General features: G+C 75.2%; 19 protein-coding genes. 8 read left to right on the top strand and 11 right to left on the bottom strand.

The genetic code is table 11. The features are described from left to right. Positions 1-14 precede the first annotated feature (14 nt). A complete protein-coding gene (locus ACZ407_RS01680; protein WP_468124607.1) occupies positions 15-500 on the bottom strand; it encodes a MarR family winged helix-turn-helix transcriptional regulator in 486 nt (161 codons plus the stop codon). 111 nt (positions 501-611) lie between these two features. Here ACZ407_RS01680 and ACZ407_RS01675 point away from each other — a divergent pair, with 111 nt between their 5' ends. Both ACZ407_RS01675 and mltG read left to right on the top strand, forming a co-directional pair. Then, positions 612-2,474: an ABC transporter ATP-binding protein gene (locus tag ACZ407_RS01675; protein ID WP_468124605.1), complete on the top strand. Its 1,863-nt coding sequence runs from the start codon at positions 612-614 to the stop codon at positions 2,472-2,474. Positions 2,475-2,588: 114 nt separating this feature from the next. Continuing rightward, positions 2,589-3,476, top strand: coding sequence for an endolytic transglycosylase MltG (gene mltG, locus ACZ407_RS01670; RefSeq protein ID WP_468124604.1), 888 nt, complete (start codon positions 2,589-2,591; stop codon positions 3,474-3,476). 134 nt (positions 3,477-3,610) lie between these two features. On the opposite strand, the gene ACZ407_RS01665 is transcribed toward mltG, so the two are convergent. From ACZ407_RS01665 to ACZ407_RS01655, 3 genes are all read right to left on the bottom strand, one after another. Then, positions 3,611-4,672, bottom strand: coding sequence for an NAD(P)-binding domain-containing protein (locus ACZ407_RS01665; RefSeq protein WP_468124602.1), 1,062 nt, complete (start codon positions 4,670-4,672; stop codon positions 3,611-3,613). Between the two features lie 91 nt (positions 4,673-4,763). Then, positions 4,764-5,492, bottom strand: coding sequence for an HAD family hydrolase (locus ACZ407_RS01660; protein ID WP_468124600.1), 729 nt, complete (start codon positions 5,490-5,492; stop codon positions 4,764-4,766). Positions 5,493-5,549: 57 nt separating this feature from the next. After that, positions 5,550-6,029 carry an Lrp/AsnC family transcriptional regulator gene (locus ACZ407_RS01655; RefSeq protein ID WP_468124599.1) on the bottom strand — a complete coding sequence of 160 codons (480 nt, stop codon included), beginning with the start codon at positions 6,027-6,029 and terminating at the stop codon, positions 5,550-5,552. 367 nt (positions 6,030-6,396) lie between these two features. On the opposite strand from ACZ407_RS01655, the gene ACZ407_RS01650 reads away from it, so the two are divergent. From ACZ407_RS01650 to ACZ407_RS01640, 3 genes are all read left to right on the top strand, one after another. Beyond that, a complete protein-coding gene (locus tag ACZ407_RS01650) occupies positions 6,397-7,914 on the top strand; it encodes an FUSC family protein (RefSeq protein ID WP_468124905.1) in 1,518 nt (505 codons plus the stop codon). A gap of 91 nt (positions 7,915-8,005) precedes the next feature. After that, complete coding sequence (locus ACZ407_RS01645; RefSeq protein WP_468124597.1) at positions 8,006-9,295, top strand: nitric oxide synthase oxygenase; 1,290 nt, start codon at positions 8,006-8,008, stop codon at positions 9,293-9,295. A 168-nt stretch (positions 9,296-9,463) separates the two neighbouring features. Then, entirely contained in the window at positions 9,464-10,489 is a 1,026-nt protein-coding gene (locus ACZ407_RS01640; protein WP_468124904.1) for a lactonase family protein, read from the top strand. A 79-nt stretch (positions 10,490-10,568) separates the two neighbouring features. On the opposite strand, the gene ACZ407_RS01635 is transcribed toward ACZ407_RS01640, so the two are convergent. From ACZ407_RS01635 to ACZ407_RS01625, 3 genes are all read right to left on the bottom strand, one after another. Further along, on the bottom strand, positions 10,569-11,504 hold the full coding sequence (locus ACZ407_RS01635; RefSeq protein ID WP_468124595.1) for a sirohydrochlorin chelatase: 936 nt from the start codon (positions 11,502-11,504) through the stop codon (positions 10,569-10,571). 97 nt (positions 11,505-11,601) lie between these two features. Next, positions 11,602-12,285 carry a uracil-DNA glycosylase gene (locus tag ACZ407_RS01630; RefSeq protein WP_468124594.1) on the bottom strand — a complete coding sequence of 228 codons (684 nt, stop codon included), beginning with the start codon at positions 12,283-12,285 and terminating at the stop codon, positions 11,602-11,604. Between the two features lie 11 nt (positions 12,286-12,296). After that, positions 12,297-13,385, bottom strand: a complete 1,089-nt coding sequence (locus tag ACZ407_RS01625) for a WD40/YVTN/BNR-like repeat-containing protein (RefSeq protein WP_468124592.1) — start codon at positions 13,383-13,385, stop codon at positions 12,297-12,299. Between the two features lie 215 nt (positions 13,386-13,600). Between ACZ407_RS01625 and ACZ407_RS01620 the strand changes: the two genes are divergently transcribed. Continuing rightward, on the top strand, positions 13,601-14,953 hold the full coding sequence (locus ACZ407_RS01620; RefSeq protein WP_468124590.1) for a wax ester/triacylglycerol synthase family O-acyltransferase: 1,353 nt from the start codon (positions 13,601-13,603) through the stop codon (positions 14,951-14,953). A 26-nt stretch (positions 14,954-14,979) separates the two neighbouring features. On the opposite strand, the gene ACZ407_RS01615 is transcribed toward ACZ407_RS01620, so the two are convergent. Next, positions 14,980-16,056 carry an NADH:flavin oxidoreductase/NADH oxidase gene (locus tag ACZ407_RS01615; protein WP_468124589.1) on the bottom strand — a complete coding sequence of 359 codons (1,077 nt, stop codon included), beginning with the start codon at positions 16,054-16,056 and terminating at the stop codon, positions 14,980-14,982. A 157-nt stretch (positions 16,057-16,213) separates the two neighbouring features. On the opposite strand from ACZ407_RS01615, the gene ACZ407_RS01610 reads away from it, so the two are divergent. After that, entirely contained in the window at positions 16,214-16,558 is a 345-nt protein-coding gene (locus ACZ407_RS01610) for an ArsR/SmtB family transcription factor (RefSeq protein ID WP_468124588.1), read from the top strand. A 111-nt stretch (positions 16,559-16,669) separates the two neighbouring features. On the opposite strand, the gene ACZ407_RS01605 is transcribed toward ACZ407_RS01610, so the two are convergent. Together ACZ407_RS01605 and ACZ407_RS01600 are read right to left on the bottom strand one after the other, a co-directional pair. After that, positions 16,670-18,067, bottom strand: coding sequence for an FAD-dependent oxidoreductase (locus ACZ407_RS01605; RefSeq protein ID WP_468124586.1), 1,398 nt, complete (start codon positions 18,065-18,067; stop codon positions 16,670-16,672). A gap of 55 nt (positions 18,068-18,122) precedes the next feature. Next, complete coding sequence (locus tag ACZ407_RS01600) at positions 18,123-18,779, bottom strand: DUF305 domain-containing protein (RefSeq protein WP_468124584.1); 657 nt, start codon at positions 18,777-18,779, stop codon at positions 18,123-18,125. Between the two features lie 150 nt (positions 18,780-18,929). Between ACZ407_RS01600 and ACZ407_RS01595 the strand changes: the two genes are divergently transcribed. Then, positions 18,930-20,414, top strand: coding sequence for an LVIVD repeat-containing protein (locus tag ACZ407_RS01595; RefSeq protein ID WP_468124583.1), 1,485 nt, complete (start codon positions 18,930-18,932; stop codon positions 20,412-20,414). Here the strand turns inward: ACZ407_RS01595 and ACZ407_RS01590 are convergent. Next, a complete protein-coding gene (locus ACZ407_RS01590) occupies positions 20,405-21,046 on the bottom strand; it encodes a TetR/AcrR family transcriptional regulator (protein WP_468124581.1) in 642 nt (213 codons plus the stop codon). The genes ACZ407_RS01595 and ACZ407_RS01590 overlap by 10 nt on opposite strands. Between the last annotated feature and the right edge of the window lie 4 nt (positions 21,047-21,050).

Below are 21,050 nucleotides of genomic sequence, written 5' to 3'. Positions count from 1 at the left end.
GGCCCCTCACCTTCTCAGCAGCGGAGCTCGGGCCCCTCGGCCAGAGCGGTCAGCAGACCGCCGAGCACCTCGCGCTGATCGGGGGTCAACGGAGCAAGGATCTCCTCTGCCGCCTCCCGGCGCGCGCTCCGCAGCTGCCGCAGCGTGGCGCGCCCGGTGCCGGTGAGCTCGATGCGGACCACCCGGCGGTTGGCGGGATCGGGCGCGCGGCGCACGCAGCCGGCCGCCTCCAGGCCGTCGACGAGGCTGGTGACGGCCCGCGGGACCACTTCCAGCCGGGCCGCGAGGTCCGCCATCCGCGGCGGCTGCTCGTAGTGGGCCACCGTGCGCAGCAGCCGGGACTGGGCCGGGGTGATCCCGAGCGGCTCCAGCTGCCTCTTCTGGATGCGGTGCAGCCGGCGGGTGAGGCGCAGGAGCTGCTCGGCCAGGAGCCCGTCGGGGTCGGCCGCCGGGCCGCCGGCGGGCGGCGGGGCGGGAGCCGGGCTGGAGGCGGTGGTCATGCCGCGAACGATATCAGGATGCAGTTCATTGTGAACATAGGTAACAATGAGCTAGGCTCACTGCGGCCGGACGGAGTCGTCCGCCCTGCCGTCCCGCATCGGAGGAGGCGCATGCGTCCCGAAGGACCCGACTGGACCCCTTCGCCCCAACCCCTCGACCCCACCCGGCCGGTCCCGGCCGAACAGCCCCGCGAGCTGCGCCGCATCGTGCGGCTCTTCCGGCCCTACCGCGGCCGGCTCGCGCTGGTCGGGCTGCTCGTGGCCGCCTCCTCGCTGGTCGGGGTGGCCTCGCCGTTCCTGCTCAAGGAGATCCTCGACACCGCGATCCCCGAGGGCCGCACCGGGCTGCTCAGCCTGCTCGCGCTCGGCATGATCCTCACCGCGGTGGTCACCAGCGTCTTCGGCGTGCTCCAGACGCTGATCTCCACCACGGTCGGCCAGCGCGTCATGCACGACCTGCGGACCGCCGTCTACGCGCAGCTCCAGCGCATGCCGCTGGCCTTCTTCACCCGCACCCGGACCGGCGAGGTGCAGTCCCGCATCGCCAACGACATCGGCGGCATGCAGGCCACCGTGACCTCCACCGCCACCTCCCTGGTCTCCAACCTCACCGCGGTGGTCGCCACCGTGGTCGCGATGCTGGCCCTGGACTGGCGGCTCACCCTGGTCTCCCTGCTCCTGCTGCCGGTCTTCGTGTGGATCAGCCGCCGGGTCGGCCGCGAACGCAAGAAGATCACCACCCAGCGGCAGAAGCAGATGGCCGCCATGGCCGCGACGGTCACCGAGTCCCTCTCCGTGAGCGGCATCCTGCTCGGCCGCACCATGGGCCGGGCCGACTCCCTCACCAGCTCCTTCGCCCGCGAGTCCGAGAAGCTGGTGGACCTGGAGGTGCGCTCCAGCATGGCCGGCCGGTGGCGGATGTCCACCATCGGCATCGTCATGGCCGCCATGCCGGCGCTCATCTACTGGGCGGCGGGCCTGGCCCTCCAGTCCGGTGCGCCGGCCCTGTCCGTGGGTACCCTCGTCGCCTTCGTCAGCCTCCAGCAGGGCCTGTTCCGGCCCGCCGTGAGCCTGCTGTCCACGGGCGTGCAGATCCAGACCTCCCTCGCCCTCTTCGCCCGCATCTTCGAGTACCTGGACCTGCCGGTGGAGATCACCGAGCGCCCCGACCCGGTGCGACTGGACGAGGCCAAGGGCGAGGTGCGTTTCGAGGCGGTGGACTTCGCGTACGAGGGGAAGGGCGGGGCCGGGCGCCCCACCCTGTCGGGGATCGACCTGACCGTCCCGGCCGGGGGCTCCCTCGCCGTGGTCGGCGCCTCGGGCTCCGGCAAGAGCACGCTGAGCTACCTCGTGCCCCGGCTGTACGACGTGACGGGCGGCCGCGTGACCCTCGACGGGACCGACGTGCGCGACCTGGACTTCGACTCCCTGGCCCGGTCCGTGGGCGTGGTCTCCCAGGAGACCTACCTGTTCCACGCCTCGGTGGCCGACAACCTGCGCTTCGCCAAGCCGGACGCCACCGACGAGGAGATAGCCCAGGCCGCCCGGGCCGCCCAGATCCACGACCACATCGAGTCCCTGCCCGACGGGTACGACACCCTCGTCGGCGAGCGGGGCTACCGGTTCTCCGGCGGTGAGAAGCAGCGCCTTGCCATCGCCCGGACGATCCTGCGCGATCCGCCGGTGCTGATCCTCGACGAGGCCACCAGTGCCCTGGACACCCGGACCGAACAGGCCGTGCAGCAGGCCATCGACGCCCTGTCGGCGGGCCGCACCACCATCACCATCGCGCACCGCCTGTCCACCGTCCGGGACGCCGACCAGATCGTGGTGCTGCATGCGGGCCGAATTGCCGAGCGGGGCACCCATGAGGAGTTGATGCGGGCGGACGGCCGCTACGCGGCGCTGGTACGCCGGGACGCCGAGCTCGCGCCCGCCGCCGCACCCGCCGCTGCGCCCACTGCGGCGGGCTGAGCGCCCCACCGGTGGGCCGGGCGGGTGACAGGGGATCCCGTAAAAGTGTGACCGTATGATCGCCGCACCGGAGGGATGCCCGTTATGGGCTGAATGCCCGGCTAGCGTGCCCGCATGCGACATGCGTACCGCCCCGAGCGCCGGCCCGCGCGCGGCCGGCCCAGACTCACCCGCCGAGGGCGGCTCGCGGTGCTGATCGGCACCCTCCTCGCCCTCGGCGCGGCCCTGCTGCTGGTGCCCGTGCTGCTGCCGGGGGAGGCTCCGAAGCGCGAGCAGCCGCGCAGGCTGCTGGTCCCCGAGGGCTGGCGGGCCGCCCAGGTGTACGCGGCACTCGACCGCACGCTGAAGCTCAGGCCCGGCACGGCGAAGGCCGCCGCGGCCTCGGCCGGCCTCGCGCTGCCCGCCGAGGCCAAGGGCAACCCCGAGGGCTACCTCTTCCCCGCGACCTACCCGGTGACCTCCGAGAGCACGGCCGCCGGACTGCTGGCCTACATGGTGGACACCGCCAACCGCGCCCTCACCGCCCGCACCCTCGCCGAGGCCGCCCGGTCGCACGGCATGACCCCGTACCAGACCGCCACCCTGGCCAGCATCGTCCAGGCCGAGGCGGACACCCCCGCCGACATGGGCAAGGTGGCGCGCGTGGTGCACAACCGGCTGGCCCGGTCCATGCCGCTCCAGATGGACTCGACCCTCCACTACGCCCTCGACCGCAGGACAGTGGACACGAGCCTCGCCGAGACCCGGATCGACAGCCCGTTCAACACCTACCGGCGGCAGGGCCTGCCGCCCACCCCGATTGCCAGCCCCGGCCTGGACGCGCTGCGCGCCGCGGTCCACCCCACCCCCGGGAACTGGCTGTTCTTCGTCACCGTGAAGCCGGGGGACACGCGCTTCTCCGCCACGTACGAGGAGCACAAGCGGCACGTGGCCGAGTTCAACCGGCTGCGCGCGGAGCAGCGGCGCGCACCGGCCGGGGCCCCGGCCCCCCGGACCGCCTGACGCGCCCGCCCCCCGGACCGCCTGACCGACCGCCGCCCGCACTGCCCGATGCGCCCGCCGGCTCGCGAGGCCCGCCCGCTCGGCCCGAGCCGTCCGCTCGGACCGCTCGGGCCGCGGCCGTCCGTTCGCACCGCTCAGGCCGCGGCCACCCGCTCGCCCGCCAGCAGCCGCCGGATGTCGCGCACCGCGGCCCGGCCGGCCCGGTTCGCCCCGATGGTGCTGGCCGAAGGCCCGTACCCCACCAGGTGGACCCGCTCGTCGCGCACCGCGCGGGTGCCGTCCACGCGGATCCCGCCGCCCGGCTCGCGCAGCCGCAGCGGCGCGAGGTGGTCCACCGCGGCCCGGAACCCGGTGGCCCACAGGATCACGTCCGCCTCCTCGGTGCGCCCGTCCGCCCAGGCCACCCCGGTCTCCGTGATCCGGTCGAAGACGGGCAGCCGCTCCAGCACCCCGTTCGCCAGCCCCTCCCGCACCGCCTCGCTGAGCGGCAGCCCGGTCACCGACACCACGCTCTGCGGGGGCAGCCCCCGGCGCACCCGCTCCTCGACCCGCGCGACCGCGGCGCGGCCCTCGGCCTCGCCGAACGGTCCCGCGCGGAACACCGGCGGGCGGCGTGTCACCCACGTGGTCCGGGCGGCCACCGGGGCGATCTCCAGCAGGTGCTGCACGGCGGAGGTGCCGCCGCCCACCACGACCACCCGGGCGCCCTCGAAGTCCTGCGGCCCCCGGTACCCGGCGGTGTGCAGCTGCCGCCCCCGGAAGGTCTCCTGGCCGGGGTAGCGGGGCCAGAACGGCCGGTCCCAGGTCCCGGTGGCACTGATCACGGCCCGTGCGCTCCACACGCCCGCCGAAGACTCGACCCGCAGCCGCCCGGCGCCGGCCTCCCGGACCGCCCGCACGTCCACGGGCCGCTGCACGTCCAGCCCGAAGACCTCCTCGTACGCGGCGAAGTACTCCCCGATCACCTCGGCGGAGGGCCGCTCGGGATCGGCGCCCGTCAGCTCCATGCCGGGCAGTGCGTACATGCCGTGCACCTTGGCGTACGTGAGGGTGGGCCAGCGGAACTGCCAGGCCCCGCCCGGACGGGGCGCATGGTCCAGGACCACGAAGTCCCGGCCCGGCTCGAACCCGCTGCGCCTCAGGTGGAAGGCGGCGGAGAGCCCCGCCTGCCCGGCGCCGATCACGGCGACGTCCACCTCGCGCTCCGCTGGTCCGCCGGGCGCCGGTGCGGTCCGAACCGCCTGCGCCGCTTCCGTTGCCTGCACCGCGAAATCGTTCACGGTTCTACTAACTCGCCGCGGCCGCCCCCTCTTCCCGGCCGGCGCCCCGCAGCCCCGCCCGGACGCGCCCCCGCTCGGCCAGCCAGGTGTACACCGCGTCCGCCGCGAACTCCGCCTGCCCCGCGGGGAAGAGCAGGTCCGCGGTCGCGAACCCGGGGTCGCCCGCGGCCTGCGCCAGGTACGGGACCGCCACGCAGCCCATTCCGGCCGCATGGGCCGCCCGGGCGCCCGGGGCCGCGTCCTCCAGCACCACGCAGTCGGCCGGATCGGCGCCCAGCCGGCGCGCGGCCTCCAGGAACACGTCGGGCGCGGGCTTGCCGCGCGCCACCTCCTCGGCCGACACCACCGTGGTCAGCAGGGCGTCCAGGCCGGTCCCGGCCAGCACCGCGTCGATCGCCGCCCGCGAGGAGCCCGAGGCCACGGCCATCGGGACCCCGTCGGCGTGCAGCCGTTCGACGAGCGCGCGCATCTCCGGGAACACCTCCGTGGCCGCCCGCGCCAGCTCCAGGTAGGCGGCGTTCTGCTCGGCCAGCAGCTGATCGACCGGAGCCTCGATCGCGTACCGGTCGCGCAGGATCTCCAGCGTCTCCAGGGTGCCGATGCCGATGAAGCGGGCGTGCTCCTCCCAGCCGAAGCCGGCGACTCCGTGCCGCTCCAGGGTCCGGCGGCCGGACTCGTAGTAGTTCGGCTCGCTGTCCACGAGAGTGCCGTCGAGGTCGAATATGACGGAGATCATCCGCTTGGCCCGTTCTGCTGGGTTACAGGGTGGTATGCACTTCCCCGGTCCAGGATCTCAGGCCTTGCGCGCGGCCCGGCCCACCGACTCCACCAGAGGCAGCAGCCGGTGCGGCACCCGCTCGCGCAGCGCCACCTCCGTGCGCGTGCGCACCACCCCCGGGAGCCGGATCAGGTGCTGGATGACGTCTTCCAGGTGCGCGTTGTCCCGGGCGGCCACCCGGGTCAGCAGATCGCCCCCGCCGGTGATCGAAAAGGCCTCGATGATCTCCGGCACGTCGGCGAGCGCCTCGCCCACGTCGTCCAGGTGCCCCTGCGTGACCTCGATGTGGACGAAGGCCAGGACGGGATGGCCGAGCGCGGCGGGGGACAGCACCGGACCGGTGCCGGTGATCACCCCGGTGCGCTCCAGCCGGTCCAGCCGCGCCTGGAGGGTGCCGCGCGCGATGCCCAGCTGCCGCGCGTACTCGCGCACGCTGGTCCGGGGCTGCTCGATGAGCAGGCGCAGGATGCGCGTGTCGAGCTCGTCCACCGCCATGGTCCGATGGCCTCCTCGGGTGCGCGGGTCCGCGCGAAGACTGTACCAACGGAGTGCCGAACCGGCCTTCGCCCGGACCACCGGCCCAGAACGGACATGCCAGGCGGCCGTGGTCCGATGGCCCCGCCCGGCCGAAGGACACCCTGGATTTCTGTGCCAATGGCCCAGTCATCAGCCACCGAGTTGAGCCACCCGCCCTCCGGCTGCTTATCTGTGTCATATCCATGTACTTTCGGCGCCGCAGCGCCGTGCGGCGACGAGGCCGTGCGGACCGCGGTGCCTTCGTCGTGCCCGGACCGCCCCCACCCCGGGCGGCACGGCAGGGCGTACCAGCACCACGAGGGGGCGGCCGAGCGCCGTGAAGAGGATGTTCGTGGCTCCGGACCCGGGGCGTTTCAGACTCAGGAACTCGCTGCGCGCCGTCGTCGGCGTGGGGCTGGCCGTCGCCGTGGCGGAACTCTGCGGCCTCTCCCTCACCGCGTCGATCACCGGCGGCCTCGCCGCACTGCTCGCGCTCTTCACGGTCATGGACGCGAGCCTGCCGGCCCAGCGCCTGACCACCGCCCTGCTGCCCCTCTCGGGCTTCCCGGTGCTGGCGCTGGCCACCACCCTGCACGGGGTCCCGCTCGCCCGGGACGCCGCCTTCCTCGCCGTCGTCTGCTGCGGGGTCTACGCCCGGCGCTGGGGTGCCCGCGGCCACGCGCTCGGCATCTTCGCGTTCATGATGTTCTTCGTCACGCAGTTCCTGCACGCCGTCCCCGGCCAGCTCCCCGAGCTCTACGCGGCCGTGGGCCTCGCCCTCGCCGCTGCCGCCGCCGTGCGCTTCCTGCTGTGGCCGATCGAGCGCCGCACCCCGCCCGCCGCCGTCCCGCCCCCGCTGCCCGGCCGCGGACTGGCCCGCCCCACCACCCGGCAGGCCTTCCAGGCCACCGCCGCCTGCGCCTTCGCCCTCGCCGTCGGGCAGGCGCTGTCCGAGGACCGCTGGTACTGGGCCGTCGGCACCGCCTGGTGGATCTTCGTCAACACCGCCTCCCGCGGCGAGACCCTGGTCCGCGGATTCCGGCGGGTGCTGGGCACCCTCGTGGGGATCGCCGCCGGCCTCCTCATCGCGGTTCCGCTGCACGGCGCGCCCGCCCCTACCGCATTCCTCGTCGCCGTGTGCGTTTTCGGCATTTTTTACACCGCCGCCCCCTCGTACAGCTGGATGATGTTCTTCGTGACCGTCATGGCCGGACTCCTGTACGGGCTGCTCGGCGTGCTCCACCCCGGGCTGCTCCTCCTCCGCTTCGAAGAGACCGCGGTGGGCGCGCTCGGCGCCGCCCTCGCCGTCGCCTTCGTGCTCCCCGTCACCACCCACGCGGCCAACGACGCCTGGATCCAGCGCGCCCTGCACTGCGTACGCCACTGCACCGCCGCCAGCGCCCGGCGGCTGGCCGGCGACCCGGAGGCCGACCCCGCCCCGCACGCGGCCGAGCTGGAACTCCTGCTCGCCCGCGTCCGGATGGCGCTCGCCCCGCTGGTGCACCCGCTGAGCCCGCTGCGCGCCCGCAAGGCGCGCGCCCGGCAGGTGCTCCAGCTGCTCGACGACTGCGCCCACCAGGTGCGCGGCCTCGTCGCGGTCGCCGCCGACCCGGACGCCTCGCACGACGCCCGGCTCGCCCGGGCCTGCGCCCGGGTGGAGGACGCGGTGGAGGCCCTGGTGGCCCGGCGCGCGGTGCCGCTGGAGCGGGAGACCGTCGTACGCATCCCCGCGCCGGCGCCCGCACCCGCGGAGCCGGCGCACGCCGAGACGGCCCTGGTCCACCTCGCGGACCTGGAGCGGGCGCTCGCCGAGCTCGCGGAGCCCCTGCACACCAGCCCGGGGGCACCGCTCGTACCAGCCTGAGCCGGGGCAGCGGGCACCGGGCTCTTGTTCCCAGCACATTCATCCGGCACGTCCGGCGTGGACCGGACCGGACAGGGGGTAGCCGACCGGAATGGAAACACTGCAACAGCGGTCGAAGACTGCACGCGTGTGGGCGGCGGCGGAGGAGTTCATCAGGCTCCACCACCGGGAGAATCCGGAAGCCGGGGACGTGGAGGCCCGGCTCGCCGACGTCCGGGACGAGATACGGGTGCTGGGCACCTACCGGCACACCCCCGAGGAACTCGTCCACGGTGCCCGGGTGGCCTGGCGCAACAGCAACCGCTGTATCGGCAGGCTCTACTGGAACTCCCTGCGCGTCCGCGACTTACGCGGACTCACCGGGGCGGACGAGATCGCGGAGGCCTGCTTCGAGCACCTGCGCGAGGCCACCAACGGCGGCCGGATCCGCCCCACGATCACCGTGTTCGCCCCCGACATCCCCGGCCGGCCGGGCCCGGTGATCTGGAACGAGCAGCTGATCCGGTACGCGGGCTACGGCACCGGCCCGGACGGCAGGCCCCTGGGCGACCCGCGCAACGACGGGTTCACGGCGGGGGTGCAGCGGCTCGGCTGGCCCGGCGGGCCGGGCACCCCCTTCGACCTCCTGCCCCTGGTCGTCCAGGGCTGCGACGACAAACCGCGCTGGTTCGAACTGCCCCCGGACACCGTGCTCGAAGTGCCCGTCCGGCACCCCGAGGGGGACGGCTGGGCCGACTGGGGACTGCGCTGGCACGCGGTACCCGCCATCTCCAACATGACCCTGGAGATCGGCGGGGTCCGGTATCCGGCGGCCCCCTTCAACGGCTGGTACATGGGCACCGAGATCGGCGCCCGCAACCTCGCCGACACCGACCGGTACGACCTGCTGCCCGAAGTGGCGCGCAGGCTCGGACTGGACACCTCCAGCGACCGCTCCCTGTGGAAGGACCGGGCCCTGGTGGAGCTGAACCGGGCGGTCCTCGACTCCTTCGACCGCGCCGGGGTCACCATCGCCGACCACCACACCGAGTCCCGGCGCTTCCTGGCCCACCTGGAGCGGGAGGAGCGCAGGGGGCGCGTGGTGGGGGCGGACTGGTCCTGGATCGTGCCCCCGATGTCCGGGGCCGCCACCCCCGTCTTCCACCGCACCTACGACACCACCGAGCAGACCCCGGCGTACGTCCACCACCCGGGGGCGCTCGCCCGGGCCCGCGGGGCCGGGCTGGGGGAGGACCCGCTCCCGGAGCCGGCCGCGGAGGACCCGCTCGCGGAGCAGCAGGCCGCGGCGGACCTGCCGGAGCCGCGCCCCCCGGTGATCGCGCCGGCCCGCGTCGGGGCCTGCCCCGTCCGGCGGCAGGCGCCGCTGGCGGAAGCCGGGTAACCGCCCCGGTGGTGGTCTAGACCTGCTACGGTCGGCCTGGACCGTCCACGCGGCCGTCGGGAGAGGGGTGGACCCGTGCAGGACCAGAGCCGGCACCACGGTGGGGAGCGCAGCGAAGGCCGGGACCGGGAGCCGGTCCCGGACGCGCAGCACGGACTCAGGGCCTACATCGGCTCGTTCACCTCGGCCGGCGGCCGCGGCATCACCACCGCGGCCGTCCACCCGCGGACCGGCGCCCTGACCGTCACCGGGGCCACCGACGCCCTCGCCGACCCCTCCTATCTGGCGCTCGATCCCCGCGCCGGGATCCTCTACGCCGTCAGCGAGGCCGACTCCGGGGCCGCGGCCGCCTTCGCCCTCACGGCGGCGGGGCCGGAGCCGCTCGGCCCGCCGGTCCCCGTGGCGGCCTCCGGCCCCACCCACCTCTGCCTGGCCGGCCGCCGGCTGCTGACCGCCAACTACGGCTCCGGCAGCGTCAGCAGCCTCGCCCGCACCCCCGCCGGCGCCCTGGCCGGACCGGCCCGGGTGCTGGCCCACGAGGGTGCCGGGCCCGACCCCGACCGGCAGCGCGCCCCGCACGCCCACCAGGTCGTGCCGGCACCCGGCGGCCGCTGGGTGCTCAGCGTGGACCTCGGCACCGACTCCCTGCGCATCTGCGCCCTCGACCCCGAGACCGGCGGGCTGCGGCTGCACTCCGAGGCCGCCCTGCGGCCCGGCTCGGGCCCGCGCCACCTCGCCTTCCACCCCGGCGGCCGGATGCTCTACGTGCTCAACGAGCTCGCCCCCACGGTGACCGTCTGCCGGTGGGACGCGGAGGCCGGGGCGGTGGAAGTGGCCGACGAGGTTCCGGTGGCCGCGGAAGGCCCCCAGGAGGGCGTACGGGCCTATCCCTCGGCCATCGTGGCGGCACAGGACGGGCGGCACCTGTGGGCGGCGGTGCGCGGGACCGACACGATCGCCGTGCTCGCCCTGGACGCCGGCGGGGAGAAGGTGCACCCCGCCGGGTCGGCGGACTGCGGCGGCCACTGGCCGCGGGACCTCGCGCTCGACCCGTCGGGCCGGCGCCTCTACGCGGCCAACGAGCGGTCCGGGGACGTCACCTGGTTCGACGTGGACCCGGAGACCGGGATGCCGGTCCGGGCCGGCAGCGTGGCGGTGCCCGCCGCCTCCTGCGTGGTCTTCGGCCGGGACTGACACGCGGAAGGGCCCGCCTCCCGGGCGGGGAGGCGGGCCCTTCCGTCGGAACGCGCGCAGCGGGCGCGGGACCGGCGGGTCAGCGGATCGGCGCGCCCTGCGCGGGCTGGGCCAGGCCCAGGGCCGCGGCGTACTTCTCCACGGCGAGCTTGCCGATCGCCGGGTAGGCGCCCAGCGCCTCGGCGGTGGCGCAGTCGGCCTCCTTGCACGCGGTGTCGAGCAGGCCCTCCGCGGCCTCGGGGCCGATCACGTACGGGGCCAGCGCGAGCTGCACCGAGCCGGAACCGCGCAGCTGCTCGGCGACCGCGGCCACCGAACCCTCCTGGTCCAGCGCGGCGGCCATGACCGGAACGGCGAGGCGGGCGGCCAGCAGCATGCCGGTGATGCCGGCGGTCTGCACGGCCTCCTCGCCGCCGACCGTGCCCAGGATGATGCCGTCCGCGGCGGTGGCCACGGTGAACAGGCGGGCGCGGTCCGCGCGGGCCAGACCGGCCTCGGACAGCCGCACGTGCAGGGCCTCGGCGAGCAGCGGGTGCGGGCCGAGCACGTCGGTCAGCTCCGCGGCGGCCGTGCTGTCCATCAGCGCCTGGCGGATCCGGCGCAGCAGCCCGTTGTCCGGGCCGGCCAGCAGCGGGACCACGACGGCGTCGGGACCCTGCGGCTCGGCGACCTCCTGGCCGGCCGCCCGGGCGAACTCGATGCGGGCCGTGCGCTCGGCGGCGACGGCGCCGAGCACCGCCTGGAGCGTCGGGAACTCCGCCGTGATGTCGGCGGTGTCCGAGTCACCGTCCAGGAAACCGACCCGGGCGTCGAGGCCGGGCAGCTCCGAGCGGGCGATGCTCAGGGTCTCCTCCGCGAGCGAGCGGGCGGCGGAGGAAGGGGTACCGGGCACCGCCAGCACCAGCGCGGGCGCACCCTCGGGCGCCACCGCGGGCTCCGGACGGCGGTGCCGTCCGGTCTGGCGGGGTCGCGGCATTCGTACAGGCAGGCCAGCGGGCCCAGTGGAGGAGCTCATGGCGCCGCATGCTACTGGCTTTCCGGGACCGTCTGTTCGGGCAGGGGGGAGTCGGGCGGCATCTGTCCGCATTTATCCGTTGAATGTCAGATAAGCTTCAATCAACGGACGGCAAGCGCCAGTCCACGGGCTGTGCACCCTGGCGCAGCAGCAGGTCGTTGGCCCGGCTGAACGGGCGCGAGCCGAAGAACCCCCGGTCCGCGGACATGGGGGAGGGGTGCGCCGACTCCACCGCGGGCAGGTCGCCCAGCAGCGGCCGCAGGTTGCGCGCGTCCCGGCCCCACAGCACGGAGACCAGCGGCTTGCCGCGGGCGGCCAGCGCCCGGATCGCCTGCTCGGTCACGGCCTCCCAGCCCTTGCCCCGGTGGGCGGCGGGCTTGCGCGGGGCGGTGGTCAGGGCGCGGTTGAGCAGCAGCACGCCCTGCCGGGTCCACGGGGTGAGGTCGCCGTTCACGGGCCGGGGCAGTCCGAGGTCGCTGTGCATCTCCCGGAAGATGTTCTCCAGGCTGCCGGGTACGGGGTGCACCTCGGGCGCGACCGAGAAGGACAGGCCCACCGCGTGCCCCGGGGTGGGGTACGGGTCCTGCCCGACGATCAGCACCCTGACCTCGTCGAAGGGCTGCTGGAACGCGCGCAGCACGTTCGCCCCCGCCGGGAGGTACGTGCGTCCGGCCGCGATCTCGGCGCGCAGGAAGTCGCCCATCGCGGCGATCTGCCCCGCGACCGGCTCCAGCGCCCGTGCCCAGCCTGCTTCGACGATCTCGTTGAGTGGTCGTGCCATGCCGGGTCACTCTACTGGCCGATCATGGCCGCGCGCACGCAAAGGACGTCCGGGAGGTGCTCGGCGAGCAGCTGCCAGGTGTCGCCGTCGTCGGCGCTCGCGTACACCTCGCCGTTGCGGTTGCCGAAGTAGACGCCCGCCGGGTCGGCGTCGTCGGTGCACAGGGCGTCGCGCAGCACCGTGCCGTAGTGGTCCCCCTCCGGCAGCCCGCGGGAGAGCGGCTCCCAGCTCCGCCCCGCGTCCGTGGTGCGGTAGACACGGCAGCGGCGGCCCGCGGGGACCCGGTCGGAGTCCGCGTTGAGCGGGAACACGTAGGCCGTGCCGGGGCGGTGCGGGTGGGCGGCCACCGCGAAGCCGAAGTCGGAGGGGAGGCCGTCCCCGATGTCGGTCCACTTCGCCCCGGCGTCGTCGCTGCGGTAGACCCCCCAGTGGTTCTGGAGGTAGAGCCGGCCGGTGTCGCCCGCGTCCTGGGCGATCTTGTGCACGCACTGCCCGAACTCCGGGTGCGGGTCGGGCAGGAAGACCGCGGAGACCCCGTCGTTCGAGGGGGACCAGGCGGCTCCGCCGTCGCGCGAGCGGAACACCCCGGCGGCCGACACCGCCACGGTGACCAGGTCCGGGTCGGCCGGGTCGGTGACCACCGTGTGCACCGCCTCCCCGCCGCCGCCCGGCTGCCAGCGGTCCCGGGTCGGGTGCTCCCACAGCGGCCGGACCAGCTCGAAGGACTCGCCGCCGTCCTCGGAGCGGAACAGCGCGGCCGGCTCGGTGCCCGCGTAGACCACGCCGGGGGCCGCCGGGCCGGCCGGGTGGAGCTGCCAGACCCGCTCCAGGGAGGCGCCGGTGTCCTCCGGGAACTTCACCGCCGGCCGGGCCGGTTCGGTCCAGCTCGCGCCCAGGTCGTCGGAGTGGAAGACCGACGGGCCCCAGTGCGCGCTGTCGCCCGCCGCCAGCAGGCGGGGCACCGGTCCCCGTCGGTCGATGGCCACGGCGTACACCGCCTGGGCGTTGAAGTGCGGGCCGTCGAACTCCCAGCGGCCGCCCCTGCGGCGGCCGAGGAAGAGCCCCTTGCGGGTGCCCACGGTGAGCAGGACGTCGGTCATGGCCGACACCTCCGGACGTCGTTGTCCCGAATCGGTGCGGAGCGCGCGCAGCCGTGCGGCCCCGTCGTCCCACTCTGCACCCGGGCACCGACAACGGCCCGGCGGGCGGGGCGGGGGTGCCGCACGGGGTCCGGAAACGACCGGTGATGGCCGACTGCGACCGGCCGGAGCCGGTTACTTGATCGTAAGTGGCGCAGGGGGGTTGACTTCGGACCGTGGCCGTCGAACACCTCTCGCCGCTCGACCTCGCCTTCTGGCGGATCGAGTCCGCCGGACATCCCATGCACCTCGGCGCGCTGGGGGTGTTCACCGCCGCCGGCCCCGGAGCCGCGGCCCGCGCCGCCCGGCAGCTGGCCGACCGCGCCGCCGGGGTGGACCGGCTGCGCCGGCGCATCCAGGACGTGCTGATCCCGGTCGGCGGTGCCGCGTGGGCCCCGGACCCGGACTTCGACCCGGCACGGCACGTGTTCCTCCTCCCCGCCTGGGAGGCCGGGCCGCACGCCGCCGCGGGAGAGCTGATGGCCCGCCCGCTGGACCGCGGCCGGCCGCCCTGGGAGGCACATGTACTGGAGGACCCCCGGGGGGACGGCGACTCCTTCGCCGTGCTGTTCAAGTTCCACCACGCCCTCGCCGACGGGCTCGGGGCGCTCGCGCTGGCCGCCGCCCTCTTCGACGAGGCCGCCGGGGCCCCCGCCGCCGGGCCGGGCGTCCGGCGCCCGAGGACCGCGGCCGCACCGGCCGGCGGCCGCCGGCGCCCGCTCCTCAAGCGGCTGCCGGGCGCCGTGGCGGCCCGCGTCCACGACCTCGGCCAGGCCCTGGAGATCGGCGCCGCGGTGGCCCTGGCGGGGCTGCCCTTCGGCGTCCCCGACGGCCTGACCAGCACCGGAGCGGATCCCGGCCGGCGGGCGGTGGCCGGCACCGCCCTCGGGCTGGACCGGGTGGACCGGATCCGCCGGGCCGCCGGCGGCACCGTCAACGACGTACTCATCACGGTGGTCGCGGGCGCCCTGCGGCGCTGGCTGGAGGAGCGCGGCGAGCCCCTGGACGGCTCGGGCACCCGGGCCCTGATCCCCGTCTCGCGCCGCCGCAGGGCGGGCAGCCCCGGCGGCGGCAACCGGCTCTCGGGCTACCTCGTGCGGCTCCCGCTCGCCGAGGCCGACCCGCTGGCCCGGCTGGACGCCGTACGCGCCGAGATGGACCGCAACAAGGAGGCCGGACCGCACCGCGGGGCCGGGGCCGTGGCCCTGCTCGCCGACCACGTGCCCCCGCTGGGCCACCGGCTCGGCGGACCGCTCGTCGCCCAGGCCGCCCGGCTGCTGTTCGACATCCTCGTCACGAGCGTGCCGCTGCCCCCGATCACCCTCACCCTGGCCGGCAGCGCCCTGCGCGAGGTCTATCCGCTGGCCCCGCTGGCCTGCGGCCAGTCCCTCGCCGTGGCCGTCTCCACCTACCGCGGAACCGTGCACTTCGGCCTGGTCGCCGATGCCGCCTCGGTCCCCGACCTGGACGACCTGGCGGCCGCCCTCCACGCGGAAGCCGCCGCCCTGCACGCGGCGGTGGAGCAGTAGGCCCGGCCTGCCGTCACGCTCGCGGCTCAGGCGCGGGCGTACTGGCCCGGCGTGCGGATCTCCGCCCCGAGCTCGCGGGCGGCCCGGCGCGCCCAGTACGGGTCGCGCAGCAGCTCCCGGCCCAGCAGGACCACGTCGGCCTCCCCGTCGGCGAGGATCTTCTCCGCCTGGACCGGCTCGGTGATCATGCCGACCGCACCCACCGGCAGGGAGGTCTCGCGCTTCACCCGGGCCGCGAAGGGCACCTGGTAGCCGGGGCCGGCGGGGATCTGCGCGCGCGGCACCCCGCCGCCGCTGGAGACGTCCAGCAGGTCCACCCCGTGCTCCTGGAGCAGGCCCGCGAAGCGGACGGTGTCCTCGGGGGTCCAGCCGCCCTCCGGCAGCCAGTCCGTGGCGGAGATCCGGAACAGCAGCGGCAGCTCGTCGGGCCACTCCGCGCGCACGGCGTCCACCACCTCCAGCGCGAAGCGGATGCGGTTCTCGAAGGAGCCGCCGTACGCGTCCGTGCGGAGGTTGCTGTGCGGGGAGAGGAACTCCCCGATCAGGTAGCCGTGCGCGCCGTGCACCTCGGCCACCTGGAACCCGGCCGCCAGGGCCCGGCGGGCGGCGGCCGCGAACTGCTCCACGACGACCGTGATCTGGCCCGTGGTCAGCTCCTGCGGGGTCTGGTGGCCCTCGTCGAACGGCACCGGGCTGGGGGCGACCGGCCGCCAGCCGTGCTCCTGCGGCCCGAGGGGCCGCGAGCCCTTCCACAGCCGGTCCGTGGACGCCTTGCGCCCGGCATGGCCGAGCTGGATCCCGGGGACCGCGCCCTGCTCGCGCACGAAGGAGGTGATCCGGCGCAGCGCCTCGGCCTGGGTGTCGTTCCACAGCCCCAGGTCGTAGGGGGAGATGCGGCCCTCGGGGGAGACGGCGGTGGCCTCCTGGAGGATCAGGCCGGTGCCGCCCGCGGCGCGAGCGGCGTAGTGGGCGAAGTGCCAGTCGTGCGCCACGCCCGCGGCCGCGCCGGTCGGGGCCGCGGAGTACTGGCACATCGGCGCCATCCACGCCCGGTTGGGCGCGGTGACCGAACGCAGGGTGCAGGGCTCGAAGAGGGCGCTCATACGGGAGACTCCGTTCTCGCCCGGCGCTGGGCGCGCCGGGGTGGCGGGTAAGTTCGATGGGCATCGTACTACGATGGTCATCGAAGTACGAGGATTCTCGTACGATGGGGTCGACGGACGCGGCCCAGGCCGCCACGAGCGAGCGGAGAGGGAGCACATGACCGAGCAGGCGGCCCACCGCGCGCTCGCCCACCCGGAGCGGGCCGAGATCCTCCTCGAAGGCGTGCTGCACGCACTCTCCGACCCGGTGCGCCTGGCGATCGTGCGCCGGCTCGCGGGGGCCGCGGACGAGCTCGCCTGTTCGGCCTTCGACCTCCCCGTCACCAAGTCGACGACCACGCACCACTTCCGCGTCCTGCGCGAGAGCGGGGTGCTGCGCCAGACCTACCGGGGCACGGCGAAGCTCAACGGGCTGCGGCGGGCCGAACTGGACGAGCTGTTCCCGGGGTTGCTGGACCGCGTCCTGGCGGCCGCGGACGCCGAGCAGGATCGCCGGGCCTGACCGCGTGCCGAACCCGAACCCGGCCCCGTGCCGGGGCGCGGCGGACGGGGCCGCTCACGGCGCTCCGCCCCCGGCCCCGCGCCTCGGGCCCCGCCGGGCCCCGCGGCCCCCTCAGGCCCCGCCGGGGCCGGAGCCTCCCGCACCCGGCGGCAGCCCCGCGGCCGCCAGCAGTCCCGGCCAGTCCGGGATCTTGACCGAGCGGCGGCCGAGGGAGCGCCCGAGGGCCGCCTCCGCGGCCTCGATGCCCAGCCAACCGGCCCAGGGCACCGGCTGCACCCCGGCCTCCCGCAGCGCGCGGTCCGGATCCGCGGCCACGGGGCGGGCGGCCAGCCGCTCCGCGTCGGCCAGCAGGGAGCAGCCCGTCTCCTTCGCGCACGGCCGGTTCGTGCCGATCACCCCGGTGGGGCCCCGCTTGATCCATCCGGCCACGTACTCGCCCTCGGACGGGCTCCCCTCGCGCAGCACCCGGCCCGCCGCGTGCGGGACCGTGCAGGTGCGCTCGTCGAAGGGCAGGCCGGGCAGCGGCACGCCCTGGTAGCCCACCGACCGCAGCACCAGCTGGGCCGGCAGCTCCTCGTACCTGCCGGTGCCCGTCACCCCGCCCCGGCCGTCCGGCGCGGTCCGCTCGAAGCGCACCCCCGCCGCCCGGCCCGAGCCGTCGTCGAGCACCTCCACCGGGCGCAGGAAGAACCGCAGGGTGATCCGGCGGCCGCCGGGCGGTACGGGCCCGGACGGCGGGGCCGCCGCCCAGCCGCGCAGCACCTCCACGTTGCGCCGGTTCACCGCCGGGAGGGCCGCGGCCGGGTCCGCGTACCCCGGGTCCAGGGCCAGTTCGGCGGGGTCCACGGCCACGTCCGCACCGGGCAGGCCCCCGAGTTCGCGCAGTTCCTTGGTCGTGAACTTGCCGGCCGAGGGGCCGCGGCGGGCCACCATGAACACGTCCCGCACGCCGCTGCCGGCGAGTGCCCCGAGGGCGGGCTGCGGCATGTCGGTCGGGCTGAGCTCGGCCACCCCGCGCGCCAGGATCCGGGTCACGTCCACGGCGACGTTCCCCGCCCCGATCACCACGGCCGAGGTGACCGAGCCCAGCCCGAAGGCGTCGCCCGCGGCGTCCGGATGGGCGCTGTACCAGGACACGAAGGAGGTCGCCGAGCGCACCCCGGCCAGGTCCTCGCCGGGGATCCCCAGCCGCCGGTCGCGGGCCGCGCCCACGCAGTACACCACCGCGTGGTACAGCTCCAGCAGCCGGCGGGGGGTCAGCAGCGGGCCGCCCACCTCGACGTTGCCGAGGAAGCGGATCCGCTCGTCCTCCAGTACCGTGCGCAGGTTCCCCTGGAGCGACTTGATCTTCTCGTGGTCGGGGGCCACCCCGTAGCGCACCAGTCCGTACGGGCACGGCAGCCGGTCCAGCACGTCGACCCGCACGTCCGGCACCGCCTGCTGCTGGACGAGGGTCTGGGCGGTGTAGACCCCGCTCGGGCCCGAACCGACGACGGCGACACGAAGCACGGCGGTGCTCCTTCCGCAGGGTGCCTTTCAGCATGCCACCGGCCCCGGCGGCGCGTCAGCCCATGGCGCGCATACGGCTGATCTCGGCGCTCTGCTGGGCGAGCACATCCGTCGCCATCTCCTCCACCGCCACGTTGTTCCCACCGGACAGGGCCTGCCCGGCCATCGTGACCGCCCCCTGGTGGTGCGCGATCATGAGGGCCAGGAACTGCCGGTCGAACTCCCGCCCCCGGGCCGCCCGCAGCCGGCCGAGCTGCTCGGGGGTGGCCATCCCGGGCATGGCGGCGTGGTCGTGGCCGGCGTCCGCCCCGGGCGCGCCCGGGTGCGCGGAGAGCCAGGCCTCCATCGCGGCGATCTCCGGCTGCTGCGCGGCGGCGATCCGCTCGGCCAGCCGCTCGACCTGCTTCGAGCCGGCCCGCGACGGGGCGAGCGCGGTCATGGCCAGGGCCTGCCGGTGGTGCTCGGTCATCCGCCGTACGTACCGGAAGTCGGCGGCGTTGGGGGAGTCGTCCGGCAGCTCGCGCGCGGCCTGCTCCGGGGTGAGGGTGCGGGCCGGCTCCCCGGGTCTGCCGGGGGCGATGACCCTGGAGCCGCCGGCCGGTTCCGGTCCCGCAGCCCGGTCCCCGCCGTCCTCGCAGCCCGCGAGGGCCAGGGCCAGCAGGGCGGCCGCCAGGGTGCGCCCAAGATGACGGTGGATCAGATGGATCGGCACCACGTCCTCCTCCGGGACTCGGTGTTCCGCTGTCCGTACGCCCGGCAACGGCCGACGGGCACTGTTGCCATGGACATGGCCAGGACCATACTGCCGGGGGTGATGCTCAGTCTCCCGTTCCCACCAGGAGCGGATCCAAGGGAGGGCACAGTGACTTCGTTGCACAGCACCCCGGTGCGGCGCAGGCGGGGGGCGGTGGCCGCAGCCGCGGCCGGCCTGCTCGCGACGCTCCTCGCCGCCGGCCCCGCGGCCGCCACCCCCGACCCCGGAGACGCCCCGGCGGCCCGCAAGGCGAGCGCGGAGGCCGCCGCAGCGGCCCGGGCCGCCGTCGCCGCCGGTGACGTACCCGGCCAGGACGAGATCGTGCACAGCGCCAACATCGAGCACGTGGCGTCCATGCCCAAGGGCGCCCTCAAGGGGTTCAACACCGACCTGGCCTTCCAGGGCCGGTACGCCTACGCCGGCAACTACGACGGCTTCGTCATCTGGGACATCAGCCGTCCCAGGGCGCCCAAGGTCGTCAGCGAGGTGCTCTGCCCCGGCGGCCAGAACGACATCTCCGTCTCCGGAAACCTGCTGATCCTGTCCACCGACTCCTCGCGCAGCGACAACTCCTGCAGCAGCGTGTCCCAGCCCGCCACCGAGAAGTCCTCCTGGGAGGGCATCAAGGTCTTCGACATCAGCGACAAGGCCAACCCGAAGTACGTCGCCTCCGTCGAGACCGACTGCGGCTCCCACACCCACACCCTGGTCCCGGGCGGCCGGGACCTCTACGTCTACGTCTCCTCCTACGGCCCCAGCGACACCTTCCCCGACTGCAAGCCGCCGCACGACGGCATCTCCGTCGTGAAGGTCCCGCGGCACGCCCCCGAGAAGGCCGCCGTGGTCGGCTTCCCCGTCCTCTTCCCGGACGGCGGGAACCCCGGCGGGCCCACCAACCCGGGCGTGTCCAAGACCAGCGGCTGCCACGACATCACCGTCTTCCCGGCCAGGAAGCTCGCGGCCGGCGCCTGCATGGGCGACGGCATCATCTTCGACATCAGCAGGCCCGAACAGCCCCGGGTGCTCGACCGGGTCCAGGACAACGTGAACTTCTCGTTCTGGCACTCCGCCACCTTCAGCGAGGACGGCGCCAAGGTCGTCTTCACCGACGAGCTCGGCGGGGGCGTCAGCGCCACCTGCAACGCGGCCACCGGCGCCACCCGGGGCGCGGACGGCATCTACGGCATCACCGGCCGCGGAGACGCCCGCAGGCTGGTCTTCCGCAACTACTACAAGATCGACCGGCACCAGGCGGACACCGAGAACTGCGTCGCCCACAACGGCTCGCTCATCCCCGTCGGCGGCGGCCGCGACATCATGGTCCAGGCCTGGTACCAGGGCGGGGTCTCGGTCTGGGACTTCACCGACCCGGCCCGCGCGCACGAGATCGGCTACTTCGAGCGCGGCCCCCTCAGCACCGACACGCTCACCCTCGGCGGCTCCTGGTCCGCGTACTACTACAACGGCTACATCTACTCGAACGACATCGCCAAGGGCTTCGACGTCCTGAAGATCGACGACCCGCGCACCGACAGCGCCCGCCACGTGCGGCTGGACCGCCTCAACGCCCAGACCCAGCCCGACTACCGCTGACCCTCCGGTCCCCGCGGCACCGGCCCGCCGGGCGCCTCCGCGTCCGGCGGGTCACCCAGCTCCCAGTCCAGCCCGTAGCGCTGGAACAGCTCCGCCCGCAGCCGGGCCGCAGGCATCGGCGCCCCCGGTAGCAGCACCGCGAACACCGCCCCCATCAGCAGGGCCCGCAGCAGCGGGTACTCGGCGTCCGGGTCCGCCGCCCCGTACCGCTCCACCGTGTCGCGCAGCAGCTCCGCGAGCCGCTGCTGCTCCGGGCACTGCACGAAGCCCTCCGCGGACAGGATGCCCGCCATGTGCGTGCGCATGAGCAGGGGATGCTCCGCGGCCAGCCCCAGCACCGCGTCGACCGCCCGCGCCAGCCGCTCCGCGCCGTCCGCGGTCCGCGGCTCGCGTTCCAGCGCCTCCTCCAGGGTCCGGTGCATCAGCCGGTGCACCGCCGACTGGAGCAGCTGGCGCTTGCCGGGGAAGTAGTACGAGACCAGCCCGCGGGCCGCGCCCGCCCGGTCCGCGATGTCCGCGAGGGTGGTCGCCTCGTATCCGCGCTCCGCCACGAGTTCCACCGTGGCCTGGAGCAGTCGCTCCCGGGAACGCCTCCGCAAATCTTCATTGACCGATGCGCTGCGCGGGGACATGCTT

It is taken from the genome of Streptomyces sp. NPDC030809 (assembly GCF_055572195.1).
The sequence above is the reverse complement of the archived record's forward strand: the minus strand, read 5'-3'. Positions and strand labels throughout refer to the sequence as shown.

Coding starts and splice junctions, on each gene's coding strand:
- ACZ407_RS01680 (WP_468124607.1), bottom strand. CDS start 500: ATGACCACCGCCTCCAGCCCGGCTCCCGCCCCGCCGCCCGCCGGCGGC.
- ACZ407_RS01675 (WP_468124605.1), top strand. CDS start 612: ATGCGTCCCGAAGGACCCGACTGGACCCCTTCGCCCCAACCCCTCGAC.
- mltG (WP_468124604.1), top strand. CDS start 2,589: ATGCGACATGCGTACCGCCCCGAGCGCCGGCCCGCGCGCGGCCGGCCC.
- ACZ407_RS01660 (WP_468124600.1), bottom strand. CDS start 5,492: ATGATCTCCGTCATATTCGACCTCGACGGCACTCTCGTGGACAGCGAG.
- ACZ407_RS01655 (WP_468124599.1), bottom strand. CDS start 6,029: ATGGCGGTGGACGAGCTCGACACGCGCATCCTGCGCCTGCTCATCGAG.
- ACZ407_RS01650 (WP_468124905.1), top strand. CDS start 6,397: ATGTTCGTGGCTCCGGACCCGGGGCGTTTCAGACTCAGGAACTCGCTG.
- ACZ407_RS01645 (WP_468124597.1), top strand. CDS start 8,006: ATGGAAACACTGCAACAGCGGTCGAAGACTGCACGCGTGTGGGCGGCG.
- ACZ407_RS01635 (WP_468124595.1), bottom strand. CDS start 11,504: ATGAGCTCCTCCACTGGGCCCGCTGGCCTGCCTGTACGAATGCCGCGA.
- ACZ407_RS01630 (WP_468124594.1), bottom strand. CDS start 12,285: ATGGCACGACCACTCAACGAGATCGTCGAAGCAGGCTGGGCACGGGCG.
- ACZ407_RS01625 (WP_468124592.1), bottom strand. CDS start 13,385: ATGACCGACGTCCTGCTCACCGTGGGCACCCGCAAGGGGCTCTTCCTC.
- ACZ407_RS01615 (WP_468124589.1), bottom strand. CDS start 16,056: ATGAGCGCCCTCTTCGAGCCCTGCACCCTGCGTTCGGTCACCGCGCCC.
- ACZ407_RS01610 (WP_468124588.1), top strand. CDS start 16,214: ATGACCGAGCAGGCGGCCCACCGCGCGCTCGCCCACCCGGAGCGGGCC.
- ACZ407_RS01590 (WP_468124581.1), bottom strand. CDS start 21,046: ATGTCCCCGCGCAGCGCATCGGTCAATGAAGATTTGCGGAGGCGTTCC.